The organism is Allorhizobium undicola ORS 992 = ATCC 700741, from assembly GCF_000621665.1.
GTDB lineage: Bacteria > Pseudomonadota > Alphaproteobacteria > Rhizobiales > Rhizobiaceae > Allorhizobium > Allorhizobium undicola.
In genome coordinates this window covers 52,737-64,966 of the sequence record NZ_JHXQ01000002.1, presented here as the reverse complement: position 1 = coordinate 64,966, position 12,230 = coordinate 52,737, and the positions used below count along the sequence as shown (strand labels likewise).

Sequence of the window (12,230 nt, the reverse complement as noted above, 5' to 3'; positions counted from 1 at the left end):
TTGCCGATCTCCCCCCTTGAGGGGGAGATGTCCGGCAGGACAGAGGGAGGTAAACCACACGCAAAACCGACTACACTTTGGCTGGAAATGCTCTGGAAACGATCAGACCTGACGGCTGGCCTCGCCATCGGCAAACAGTGAGGCGCCCGACTGATCGATAATTTGCCTTCCCTTGCGGAAGGTGAATTCAAGCGCCTCGTCACGGCCGGTAAACAGATCGGCGCGAATGAAGCTGCGGGTCAATACGCGGCCATCGACATCTTTTTCGATACGGCCAGCGAGACGATATTGCGCACCCTCGCGCAGCGGCTCGGCGAAAATCCGGCAATCGGCGTGGATTTGCGGCTCACTTGCGGGTGCGGCGGCTTCGCCCTTTGCAGGACCGGAAAAGACCGAAAGAATTTTCGAAATGAAACTGGCCATGCCTTCTTGTCCTTCCTGAGACAGCAGCAGATGGCAGCGCTTAACATGCAATGGCGTGATTTGGAATATCGGGGGTCCATGAACGAAAACGTTCATGCCCATAGGCATAAAAAAACCGGCAGCGCCGAAGCGCCGCCGGAAAATCAATCGGCAAAAATCAGGCAGTGAACCAGGCGCTGGAGCTGGACAGGTCAACACCGTCAACGACGATCTTGTCCTTGGCGTGAGCCGAGTCGGAGCCAACGTAGGTGATCAGCGAATCGCCATCGACATTCGTGACCTTCCAGTCAGAATAGGCCGTGCCGGTCAGCTTGATCTTGTCGGTGCCGAGAGCAAAGCCTTCGATATGGTCAGCGGAGCCGACCGTCTTGCCGAAATCGCCGCTGTTGAACACGAAGGTGTCGGTGCCGCCGCTGGCGATCAGCGTATCGGTGCCAGCACCGCCGGTAACGGTGGAGCTCTTCAGGTTGACGGCGCTCAGGTCGATGGTGTCGTTGCCGGCGCCTGCGTTGATGGTAACGCTGGTGAAGGAACCGTCGGTTACGCCAGCGCCGCCGTTGACAACGGACGCGCTCTGTACACCGCCAACATCAGACGAGTTCAGGGCTTCGCCCTTCAGCAGCGTGATGGTGTCGTTGCCCTTGCCGGTGTTGATGCTGAAAGCATTGACCCAGGCCTTGTCGTTGGACGACATCGAGATCGTAACCGTGTCGTTACCATCGCCGGTGGTGACGTTGGTACGCTTGACGTTGTAGATTTCAACCGTGGAGTTGCCCGTTCCGCCGAGCGAAACGTCAACCTGAACGAAATCCTTGAAGGACAGGTTTTCGGACGTATCGGAAACGGCCAGCGCGTTCTTGACCGAGTTCCACTTGGTGGCAACGTCGAAATCGAACGAGTTCGAAGACAGATCATACTGGATGTCCACGGTGCCAGCAGCCTGGCCGGTGGTGCTTTCAACAGCCACAGACGTGCTGGAAATCTGCGAGCCCGTCGTGCCGATCGTGCTCTTGGTCTGGGTCGTGGTGCTATCCAGCAGGTCGTATGCAGCCTGGTCAGCGACATTCTGAAGGTCGGCAACCGTGGCGGCGCCACCATTACCAAAAGTTACAGTGAGAGCCATTTCCTACTCCTTGCGTTGAAAATTCGTCAGCGAAGGAGGCGCGTGCGCAGCCGCTCCCCCCTCTTTACGCAATGGATAATAGTGTCTCAACTTAACAAATCAAATTTTAATTTAGGTGAATTTGGTTCATTTTTGGTGTAATTCTAGTCCAAAGCAAATGTATAAACAAAAAACCACACCATTAAGGTGTGGTTGAATTCGTGATTTTTTCTTCACGACACTGGAACAATATTCACTCTGAGCGAAACACATTCTGTAGACGATCTTCGAATGGCTTTACGAAATACGATAAGACATTTCGCTCTTCGGTTTTCAGGTACACTTCGGATGGCATACCAGGATAAAGACCAAATGATGAAAGCTTTTTCGCCGCCTGTTCATCCATGCCAACGCGCAATACATAATAAGCCTTGCCCGTATGCTCGTCGGTGTGGAGATCGGGTGCTATAAACGCCACCTGCCCATCGAATGTCGGTGTTGTATTCTGGTTGAAGGCGGTGAAACGAATCGTCGCCTGCTGGCCGAGATGCACCTGATCCACGTCCCGCGGCTCGATGCGTGTTTCGATTTCCAGCTTGTCCTTGTCCGGCACGATCATCATCACCACTTCGCCGGGCTGCACCACAGCGCCGACATTGCGGATGGCAAGTTCGTGAATGGTGCCGGATGTCGGCGCCCTTACTTCCAATTGTTCGATGAGATTGCGGGCCGCCGTTTCCCGTTCCTCATACTCGGAAACCTTGGCTTCCGTGGTCGTGAGGTCGTTGGAAACTTCCGTGCTGCGCTCCTCGTCGGTCTGCAACAATTGCAGGTCGATTTCGGAAAGCTTGCCCTGCGCCTGCGCAAGCGCTGCAATGATCTGCCCTTTATTGCCTTCCAGCTCGGCCTTCTGGCGCTTGCGGGTATTGACCCGCTCCAGCGTGGTCAGCCCCTGCGACAGCATGGATTGCGCCTTCTGGATTTCATCGCTGAGAAGCTCCAGCTGCTCGTTATAGGATGTCACCTGCGAGCGAAGACCGTCGGTTTCCGACAGCAGTTGCTGCTGGCGCGAGGTAAGCTGCTGTTTCATGGCCTCCTGCGCATTGCGGCGGCTATCGAAGAGATTGCGCTCGGTGCGCAAGAGAAGCTGTGCCGTTTCCGGCGCAACCAGACGGGTCAGATCTTCCGACATGGTCATTTCCGGCGCCTTGGTGATTTCCGCCTGCAACCGGGCGCGGCGCACGTAAAATTGCGCCAGCGCATTGCGCACGATGGACTGGTTCACCCGCGCCAGATTGCCATCCAGCCGGAAAAGCACCTGGTCGGCGGCAACGTGGTCGCCATCCTTGACGAGGATCTCGCTGACCGTGCCGCCTGCCTGATGCTGGATCTTCTTGGCATTGCCTTCGATGATAACGCGGCCGGAGGCGATCACCGCGCCGGACAAATCGGTGGTTGCCGCCCAGCCAACGAGCCCGAACAGGAGTGCGGCCCCCAGCACCGTGGAGCGCAGGAAATTCTTGCGAATGGACGTACTTGTCTGAAGCAGTTCCGCCTCGTGATTATAGCGAACCGGACGAGCCGGGCTGAGCAGGACCAAACTGTTTGTCATTCCGATGCTCCGGATTGCTGACGCCACCTCTGGTCGGCGACCGCCTCTGCGGCGGCCCCGCCTTGTGGAACCGTGCGGATATTCTGACGCAGCACCTTGGACAGCACTTCTTCCTTGGTGCCGAACTGCTGCATGTGGCCACCGGCGATCACCATGACCGTATCGACATTCTCAAGCGCGCTTGGCCGGTGGGCGATGACGATGGCAATACCGCCACGGCGGCGCACGCTGGCGATGGCCTCGCTCAAGGCGCGCTCACCTTCCGCATCGAGGTTGGAATTCGGTTCGTCGAGAACCACCAGGAAAGGATTGCCGTAAAGGGCGCGCGCCAGCGCCACGCGCTGTCTTTGCCCCACCGAAAGCCCCTCGCCGCGGCTGCCAACCTTCGTTTCATAGCCTTCGGGCAGGCCGAGAATGAAATCATGGGCGCCCGCCAGAATGGCCGCGTCGATGATGGCCTCCGGCGTGGCGTCGGCACGGAAGCGGGCAATATTTTCGGCCACCGTGCCGCTCATCAGATCGGTGTTTTGCGGCATATAGCCAATGAAATTGCCAAGCTCTTCGCGCGACCACTGGCTAATATCGGCTCCGTCGAAGCGTATGTGCCCGCCCGCACGCCCCCAAAGACCCAGAAGCAGCCGTGCAAAGGTGGATTTACCCGATGCACTCGGCCCGATCACGCCAAGGGCGCTACCGGCATTGAGAGAAAACGAAACGTCGAAAAGCGTCAGCCGCTCCTGGGCAGGAGGACCACCCGCAAGGCTCTGCACGGTGAGGTTCTGGCTGGGACGGGGCAAAGGCAGCGGCTGGCCTTCTTCCGGATGCGCATCCATGAATGTCTTCAGACGCGCCCAGCTCTGCCGGGCTGCCGAAAAACCGCGCCAGTGGCCAATAGCCTGCTCCACCGGCGCCAGCGCCTTGGCCGACAGGATGGAGGAGGCGATGATCGTACCGGCGGAAACATGGTCGTTGATGACCAGATAGGCTCCAACCGCCATGACGGCCGATTGCAGCATCATGCGCGCCGAACGCGACATTGCGCTCAGGGCCCCCACCACATTGGCGGCGCGAATGGAGGTTGTGCGATAAAGGCCGTGGCGGGTGCGCCAGCTCTCGCGCATGTCGTTCATCATGCCCATGGACAGGATGGCTTCGGAATTGCGCAGCGATTCGGCGGCAAAGGCATTGCGGCTGCCGCGCTCTTCCGAGGCTTCATTGCTCAGCCGCCCCGTCAGCCACTCCGTCATGACGGCCAGCGTCACCAGCACCACCGCGCCACCGATCACGGTGTAGCCAATCAGCGGATGCAGGAAAAAGCAGGCGAGAAGGTAAAGCGGCAACCAGGGAAAATCGAAGAAGGCGGCAATTCCCGAGCCGGAGGCGAAGGAGCGGATCTGGTCCATATCGCCAACCGGCTGCATGACATCGCCTGAGATGCGCGACTGCATCTGCGCCCGCATCTGCACGCCGAACAATCGCTCAGAGAGGGAGGAATCGAGCGACGCGCCAACACCGGTCAAAATCCGCTGGCGAAGAATATCGAAGCCAAGCTGGAAAAGATAAAGGGCCGCGACAAGCACAAAAAGCGCGACGAGGGAGTCGATGCTCTGACTTGGAAGCACACGGTCATAGACTTCCAGCATGAACAGCGAGCCGGTGAGATGCAGGACATTGACGAATGCCCCCGCAATCAGCAGACCGAAAAACGCCCAACGAAAGTCTTCCCGCAAATTTCTGGAAGTAAACACTGAATACACCCTCCGCGGGCCAAACAAAACATGGACGAAATTCCGGCGCGCACAGCAAAACCGGCCCCGCCCCGAAGCCGGGACGAAGGAAAAGCCAAATTTAAGAGCAAACCGCCACCACCCATGACGGCCAGAAAGACAAAAAGGCGCGCGCTCAGGCCCCGGTACAAGATGTTTGCACACCTCTCCGGATGAACTGCCGCGTCCTCGTCTTTCCATGCGGAAATGGCCAGCACCTGCCAAGGCGCCACACCTTTCCGATCAATTGCCTGGAATTACCCCTATAACTCCCGGCACCCACTTTACATTCATGCCGTCGGCGCCTTCGCATCCCGCCATCCGGAACAGAAGCGACGACAGAAATGCCCACTCTTCACACGGCCTGCCTGACGGCAGACCAAAACCATCATTTCAACACCCTGTATCATTGCACGGCAGACATCAGCAGCAGGCACGCCGATAAACACCACCCTTTAACGATGGCTTAACGATACGGATGGATGCGAAAACATTCAACCACTAAAACCGAATATATTTGGGTTGATTATTACAAAAGGCCAGGAGCCCTTGCCCTCAACTGCGGATGGGGATCGTATCTCGCAAGAAATTTTAAAATTGCATCGGTTTTTTACCAAATTGGCACAGCCTGTTGCAGAATAACAACTTACCTCAATTTTCATGGCGAGAAAAATACACCCAAAAATGTTAAATGCCGCCGTTGGACTATGGTCTTTGCTTGCATTTATAAATTACTAATATCTTTGGTTGCATTGATCTGCATTTGTCTGGCACCGTCTCTTATGCGATAGACGGCGCACGCCCACATCCGAAAGGATGATTTGCCCTCGGCGAATGCGGCACCCTCCGGAATGTTCCGAACCACGCCGCAAGACCCGATCCAGAAGACGAATGAACAGGAAAACAGCCGTGAAAGACGCCGACGTAAATGCTGCCCTGGACGCGGTGCGGGAGCTTTTTGCGCCCACGCCATTACAGTTGAACGAATATCTGAGCAAGCTTTACGACGCCAACGTCTACCTCAAGCGCGAGGATCTGACCCCGGTTCGCTCTTACAAGGTGCGCGGCGCCTATAACTTCTTTCGAAAGGCCATGGCGGCGGGCCAGACCGACAAGGTGTTCATTTGCGCATCCGCTGGCAACCACGCGCAAGGCTTTGCCTTTGCCTGCCGTCATTTCGGCGTCAAGGGCGTGGTGTTCATGCCGGTGACGACCCCGCAGCAGAAGATAGACAAGACCCGCGCCTTTGGCGGTCCGTTTATTTCCATACGCCTGATCGGCGATATTTTCGACCAGTGCTACCGTGCCGCACAAGCCTATGTCGATGAGGTGGATGGTTTCATGGTGCCGCCCTTCGACCACGAAGACATCATGGAAGGACAGGCGACGGTGGCCGCCGAGATCATCGCGCAATTGCCAGATGGCATTACGCCCGACCTTCTGGTGCTGCCCGTTGGCGGCGGCGGCCTCAGTGCCGGCATTACCAGCTTTCTCTCGGACAGGCTTCCACCGGAAAGCTTTCTGTTTGCCGAGCCGCTTGGCGCGCCCAGCCTGCGCCGGTCGCTGGAAAAGGGCGAAATCGTCACCCTGCCGCGCGTGGACAATTTCGTCGATGGGGCAGCCGTGGCCCGCATCGGCACCCTGCCCTTTGCGGCGTTGAAGCATTTTGCCCCGGAGCAGGTCCGCCTCGTGCCGGAAAATGCCATCTGCTGCACCATGACCGATATGTTGAACATTGAAGGCGTGGTGCTGGAGCCTGCTGGCGCGCTCGCCATAGCCGCACTCGATCTTGCCGACCGGCAGGACCTGAAAGGCAAGACCATTGTCTGCATCGTCTCCGGCGGCAATTTCGATTTCGAGCGCTTGCCGGACGTGAAGGAACGCGCCATGCGTTATCGCGGCGTAAAGAAATACTTCATTCTGCGCCTGCCGCAGCGGCCCGGCGCCCTGCGTGATTTCCTGAACCTGCTGGGCCCGGAAGACGATATTTCCCGCTTCGAATATCTCAAGAAATCGGCACGCAATTTCGGCTCCATCCTGATCGGCATCGAAACATCGGCGCGGGAAAATTTCACTGGCCTGATCGAACGTTTCGAGACGGCCGGTCTGGGCTATGAAGACATCACCGAAAACGAGATTCTCGCCAACCTCATCATCTGACCGAGCAAGGCCATCGGCCTGTTGCGCGTTACTGCATAATTCCTTAAATCGGAATCGATTTAAGGTGAAAATTATGCAGCAGATTTAAAGTGTTATAGCGTCCTTTGTGCGTTTGTTAAAACGCACGGCGCTGTAGAGCGCTTTTCGACGCATAATCCTGTCGATCCTCGTTTCACTCCGGCGGGTTTGTGCTCTATTACACAGGGAAATGAAATGTGCGCGAGGCAGGCCGGGAATCACTCGCAGACTGGGTCTGGTTCATTGATGATTCATTCGAGCTTCTTTATAGAATAGAGAGAGCGGCGCAGGATTGCGCCCGATTCCGGCGGCCATTCGATGAGAAAAGCCAACGGCCGGTAGCCTTGCCGATGTTTCTGCCTGAAATTAGGACGTTACGCATCCCGGGGCTATCGAAACTCGGGCCTGATGTGTCGCAGGCAATGGGGCCGGAATGTTTCGGTCAAATTGATTTTAAAAAAACGTCGGCGCCCCGGTCGGACGCCTGCGCGGACGTGTGAACGGGTGCTGGAATGCTGACGAAAAAAGGCAAATACGGATTGAAAGCGCTGGTGGACCTTTCCCGTCTGGAGCCGGGACAAAGCGCGTTCGTGAACGAAATCGCCGCACGCAACAATATTCCCAAGAAATTTCTCGACGCCATTTTGCTCGAATTGCGCAAGGACGGCATATTGCGTTCGAAAAAGGGCCCGAATGGCGGCTATGGACTGGCAAAGCCCGCATCCGAGATCACCATTGGCCAGGTCGTGCGTGCACTGGATGGTCCGCTTGCCCCCATTCGCTGCGCCAGCCGCACCGCCTTCGAGGCCTGCGATGATTGCGCCGACCCGGAAAGCTGTCAGGTGCGCCTGTCCATGACGGAAGTGCGCGATGCCATCGCCCTCATTCTGGACAATATGAGCCTTGCGGAATTCGTCGGCAAATCGGCCAATCCGGCCATGGCCGATCAATTGCTGAGTTAGAGAATTTTCAGGAAAAGTGGAACCCGGTTTTCCGTCTGAAAATGCGTAAAAGTAAATAGTTACAGCGTCGTGCGTTTTATTAAACACAGTACACGACGCTACGGTTTTGCGTGTGGCTTACCCCCCTCTGTCCTGCCGGACATCTCCCCCTCAAGGGGGGAGATCGGCAAGATCAAGGCCCTGCCTAAATCCTTGAAAAAGGCCGTCATCGCAAATACTCTTTGAAGAATGGCGCTTTGTCCGTATTGCAATCTCCCCCCTTGAGGGGGAGATGCCTGGCAAGGCAGAGGGGGGGTAGGCCACCCACATTCCTCAGCGTCGTGTACTGTGGTTTCGGTGAAATAATGAACCGCTCTAGATGTGGAGCATCATTCGGACGTTAAAAAGCGCGACAGCGCCTCAAGCGCCGGACGATCCTCCTGCTGCGGATCGGCAAGACACATCAGCCGCTCGGCAGCCGCTTGCACGACAAGTGCGGCCCTTGCGGCGGCTTTGATGGTCTGCGGGGTGGGCGTCACTTGCGCGGCGTCAATGGCAAAGCCGCAGCGATCCAGCAGCGCCGAGACGCTCTCGGTTTCAAGCAGCAAACGGGAGGCGGTCATGGGTCCCGTACCGGCAATATTGGCAAACACATCCGCTTTGGCCCGTGCGAGACCAAGCACCAGTGCACCGGCCAGAAAATTGCCCATGGCCAGCGTCATGCACTGGCCATTGTCATGGCAGGGCAGAACGGCATCGGCGGAAATGTGCAGCCCTGAGCCCGGTGGCGCAACGGCTGTATCTTCCTGCAAAGCCAGAAGATCGTGCCGGGAAAACAGCGCCAGACAGGAGGCGCCAGCTTCGTTGCGGGCAAAGACGGCAAACCAGTCGGCCTCCGGCGCGATGCTGGCAAGTGGCTCGCCGCCCGTCAGGCGATAGCCGATGGCATCGGCCAGCAGCACATAGCCTTCATTGCCCGCGCCATCGATGAGATGAAAGCTTTCGCCCGCCGCAACCCGGCTGAAAGCCATGCGTCGCTGTTCGTCGCTGCCACAATTGCGCAGCGCTTCCAGTGCGCCATGGTGCGAAACCAGCAGCTCCGCCGCGCGGCCAGCTCTTTCCGCAAGCCTTGCCACCACCTCGGCCAGAATGCCGTTGGCGACATCGAGCCCGGAAAAATCGGAGGGAATCGACAGTCCGAAAAAACCCGAAACGGCAAGCTCATCGCGCAGTGTTCGCTTGAGGCTCGCGCCTTGCGGAAGGATTTCATAAGCCCGCCGCAGCGCATCCTCCTCGGTGGCAATTGCCACGGGCACCGGCCTCAGCCGTTCATGCAAATGCGTTATGGTTCCCATTCATCGCTCCCACCCTGCCATTGGTTCACTCGTGACATCCGGCACCGTTCACAGCACCATTGAGAGCTTGTGTCACAAGGGCGCAGACTAACCGCAAAATCCTCATTCTGCCAGATGGCGCCTCTCATTGTTGCCAGGCAGCCCGCATTCGGCGAGCGAGGCCTTGTCTTCAGGACGATCGTTTCGGGGCCATCTACTGCATAATTCCTTAAATCGGAATCGATTTAAGATGAAAATCATGCAGCAGATTTAAAGTGTTACAGCGTCCTTTGTGCGTTTGTTAAAACGCACGGCGCTGTAAGTTTCACGGTCACAGACAGACAGGCTAACCTTTTGCAATCAGGTACTTCCCGACAGACCCGCGCTCCTTACCCTTCCTGAAACTCACGCCCGGACCTCCCCTTGCAATGGACATTCATCGCTGTATTCTATACATTCAATAGAAAATAAATGCAAAAGGGATCATCAACAGAGAGGAAGTCGCCATGCTGGATTACGATGCAGTGCGAACGCGCTTTGGTATCAGAGAGGGCATGATGACGGCGCCGGGCCGCTGTCAGGTGGCGGTCATAGGCGGCGGCTTCACCGGCGCTTCTCTGGCGCGCCTTTTGGCGCTGAAATCCGGGATGACGGGTTGCGTTGCAGTCTTCGAGCCGCGCCCGGAACTTGGGCGCGGGCTGGCCTATGATTGCGCCGACGATGCGCTGCGGCTGAATGTGGCATCGCACAGGATGCGGGCCTTGCCCGGCGCTCCGGACGCTTTTCATAACTGGCTGATTCGCACCGGCAGGCTGGAAAGCGATCCGGCAGGCCGGGCCGCCGATGGCGCTTTTTATGCCCGACGCGGGGATTTTGGCCGCTTCATGAGCGAGGAGATGCAATCGCTGGTGCAGACAGGTCTGGTGCGTCATGTTCGCGAGAGGGTTCAAAACCTTGCCCGTGACGGGCGGGGCTGGTTGCTGCACGGCGATCAGGGCAGCGTTATCCATGCCGATGAGGTGGTGATTGCCACGACCCATCCCGATCCACGCACCCCGCAGGCCCTGGCTGGTGCCTTGGAAGGTCATCCACGATTTCTCGGCGCTGGCGATAGCTGGCACAGACTTGACGCGGCCAGCCCGCAGGACCGCATTCTGGTGCTCGGCGCCGGATTGACGGCGCTTGACGCGATAGCCTCGCTGAGAAGCCGCGGGCATAAAGGTGAGATTGTGCTTTTGTCCAGAAGCGGCCGCCTGCCGCAAACGCAGGCACTGGGCACGCTTCCCGCCTACGGGACCTTTACCGACCCTCGCCCTGCCACGGCGCTTGCGCTTTTGCGCGAGGTGCGCGAGGCCATAGCCGACGCCACGGGAGAAGGCCTGCCCTGGCAGAGCGTGTTCGACAGCCTGCGCCAACAGGGCCAAGCCCTGTGGCAAGCGCTGAGCGAGCCGGAACAGCAACGCTTCATGCGGCATCTCAAACGACGCTTCGAGACCCATCGTTACCGGATGCCGCCGCAAATCTCGGCCCTGCTCTCGCATGAAATGCGCCATGGCGGCGTGCGTAATCTGGCCGGCCAGATCTGCCGGGTGGAAAGAAGCACCAACGCCATCCATGTCGATATTATTACCCGCCCGCAGGGCATGGTCGAGCGCCAGAGCGTGCAATGGGTGATGATTGCCACGGGCCCGGACTATGGGGGCCTGATCGGCTCGCAGCCCTATCTCCAGTCTCTGGCGGATGCGCGGCTGATCCGGCCGGATATTCACGGCATGGGGCTGGATGTGGATCAGCATTGCCGCGCCCTTCGCCGCAATGGTCTTCCCGTGGACAATCTTTTCGTCGCAGGCCCCCTGACACGCGGCCGGTTCGGCGAACTCACCGGCGCTCCGGAAATTGCCGCCCAGGTTGAAACGCTTGCAGGCCACCTTGCCGCACGCCTTGCCACCGCCGCACGCATTGATGTCTGAAACAGGGAACCGGCCCACGAAGCCGGTTTCCACCTTTTTTCAACAAACGCTTTGTCCGGTCCATGCCCGACCGGCAGGGTCAAACACCCTCGCGGCCCATGATTGCCTCCAGCAATTGCCGCTCGTAAAGCGCAAGATCAGGATCGCCGTGCTGGCGCGGATGGGCAGAGGAAATGGTCACGTCCAGGGAAATCCGCCCCTGATCCAGCACGATCACCCGATCGGCCAGATGCACGGCTTCGCTGACATCATGGGTAACAAGAATGGCGGTAAAGCCCAGACTGCGCCACACCCGCGCAATCAGCCGCTGCATACTGATGCGCGTCAGGGCATCCAGCGCCCCCAGCGGCTCATCGAGAACCAGCAGGCCGGGATTGCTGACAAGCGCCCGCGCCAGTGCCGCACGCTGGCGCTGGCCGCCTGAAAGCTCGGATGGCCATTGCCCCGCCTTGTCGGCCAGCTGCACCTCTTCCAGCACCCGGCGTGCGGCATACTGCGCGTCTTCGCGGGATGCGTCTTCCCCGGCGCCGACAATGACATTGTCGAGAATGCTGGCCCAGGGCAGAAGACGCGGTTCCTGAAAGACGATGCGGGCATTGGGCTTTGCATCGGGCCTGTCCGTCGTCAGTGCGATCTCCCCCGAACCGGGCTGATCGAGCCCGACCAGCAGGCGAAGCAGCGTGCTTTTGCCACAGCCGCTCTTGCCGACGATGGCGACAAATTGCCCGGCGGGTATATCGAGGTTGATGCCGCACAGAACGTGGTTCTTGTCGAAGCGCTTTTCAACCTGCGCCAGCCGCAGGCTCACGGGCGCCGATCCCTGGCGGGCGGAAAAGAAGGTGGGGCGTGCAATCTCTGCTGTCTCAGCCATGATGATTTTTCCTTGTGGTGACATACCGTGCGG

9 protein-coding genes are annotated in these 12,230 nt (G+C 58.4%); 3 read left to right on the top strand and 6 right to left on the bottom strand.

Annotated elements, in window-relative coordinates:
- Positions 1-102: 102 nt before the first annotated feature.
- The 4 genes from T424_RS0102395 to T424_RS19975 form a co-directional block, all read right to left on the bottom strand.
- A complete protein-coding gene (locus tag T424_RS0102395) occupies positions 103-423 on the bottom strand; it encodes an HlyU family transcriptional regulator (protein WP_027486301.1) in 321 nt (106 codons plus the stop codon).
- Positions 424-580: 157 nt separating this feature from the next.
- Positions 581-1,546 (bottom strand): calcium-binding protein, encoded by a 966-nt coding sequence (locus T424_RS0102385; protein ID WP_027486300.1) that lies wholly within the window; start codon positions 1,544-1,546, stop codon positions 581-583.
- 232 nt (positions 1,547-1,778) lie between these two features.
- Positions 1,779-3,137, bottom strand: coding sequence for an HlyD family type I secretion periplasmic adaptor subunit (locus T424_RS0102380; protein WP_051558737.1), 1,359 nt, complete (start codon positions 3,135-3,137; stop codon positions 1,779-1,781).
- Positions 3,134-4,885 carry a type I secretion system permease/ATPase gene (locus T424_RS19975; protein ID WP_245269392.1) on the bottom strand — a complete coding sequence of 584 codons (1,752 nt, stop codon included), beginning with the start codon at positions 4,883-4,885 and terminating at the stop codon, positions 3,134-3,136. The genes T424_RS0102380 and T424_RS19975 overlap by 4 nt, the downstream gene beginning before the upstream one ends.
- Positions 4,886-5,812: 927 nt before the next feature.
- Here T424_RS19975 and ilvA point away from each other — a divergent pair.
- The gene (ilvA, locus tag T424_RS0102370) at positions 5,813-7,063 is read left to right on the top strand and encodes a threonine ammonia-lyase (RefSeq protein WP_169737295.1); all 1,251 of its coding nucleotides are present in this window, start codon (positions 5,813-5,815) and stop codon (positions 7,061-7,063) included.
- 530 nt (positions 7,064-7,593) lie between these two features.
- Positions 7,594-8,043 carry an RrF2 family transcriptional regulator gene (locus T424_RS0102360; protein WP_027486296.1) on the top strand — a complete coding sequence of 150 codons (450 nt, stop codon included), beginning with the start codon at positions 7,594-7,596 and terminating at the stop codon, positions 8,041-8,043.
- A gap of 368 nt (positions 8,044-8,411) precedes the next feature.
- On the opposite strand, the gene T424_RS0102350 is transcribed toward T424_RS0102360, so the two are convergent.
- Positions 8,412-9,377: an acyl-CoA dehydrogenase family protein gene (locus tag T424_RS0102350; protein WP_027486295.1), complete on the bottom strand. Its 966-nt coding sequence runs from the start codon at positions 9,375-9,377 to the stop codon at positions 8,412-8,414.
- 485 nt (positions 9,378-9,862) lie between these two features.
- Between T424_RS0102350 and T424_RS0102345 the strand changes: the two genes are divergently transcribed.
- Positions 9,863-11,326 (top strand): FAD/NAD(P)-binding protein, encoded by a 1,464-nt coding sequence (locus tag T424_RS0102345; RefSeq protein ID WP_051558735.1) that lies wholly within the window; start codon positions 9,863-9,865, stop codon positions 11,324-11,326.
- A gap of 79 nt (positions 11,327-11,405) precedes the next feature.
- Here T424_RS0102345 and T424_RS0102340 read toward each other — a convergent pair whose 3' ends face one another.
- Positions 11,406-12,197 carry an ABC transporter ATP-binding protein gene (locus T424_RS0102340; protein WP_027486293.1) on the bottom strand — a complete coding sequence of 264 codons (792 nt, stop codon included), beginning with the start codon at positions 12,195-12,197 and terminating at the stop codon, positions 11,406-11,408.
- Positions 12,198-12,230 lie beyond the last annotated feature (33 nt).

Bases quoted from the DNA above. Each gene is read 5' to 3' on its own strand.
- T424_RS0102360 (WP_027486296.1), top strand. From the start codon at position 7,594: ATGCTGACGAAAAAAGGCAAATACGGATTGAAAGCGCTGGTGGACCTT.
- T424_RS0102340 (WP_027486293.1), bottom strand. From the start codon at position 12,197: ATGGCTGAGACAGCAGAGATTGCACGCCCCACCTTCTTTTCCGCCCGC.
- T424_RS0102385 (WP_027486300.1), bottom strand. From the start codon at position 1,546: ATGGCTCTCACTGTAACTTTTGGTAATGGTGGCGCCGCCACGGTTGCC.
- T424_RS0102350 (WP_027486295.1), bottom strand. From the start codon at position 9,377: ATGGGAACCATAACGCATTTGCATGAACGGCTGAGGCCGGTGCCCGTG.
- T424_RS0102345 (WP_051558735.1), top strand. From the start codon at position 9,863: ATGCTGGATTACGATGCAGTGCGAACGCGCTTTGGTATCAGAGAGGGC.
- T424_RS0102395 (WP_027486301.1), bottom strand. From the start codon at position 423: ATGGCCAGTTTCATTTCGAAAATTCTTTCGGTCTTTTCCGGTCCTGCA.
- T424_RS0102380 (WP_051558737.1), bottom strand. From the start codon at position 3,137: ATGACAAACAGTTTGGTCCTGCTCAGCCCGGCTCGTCCGGTTCGCTAT.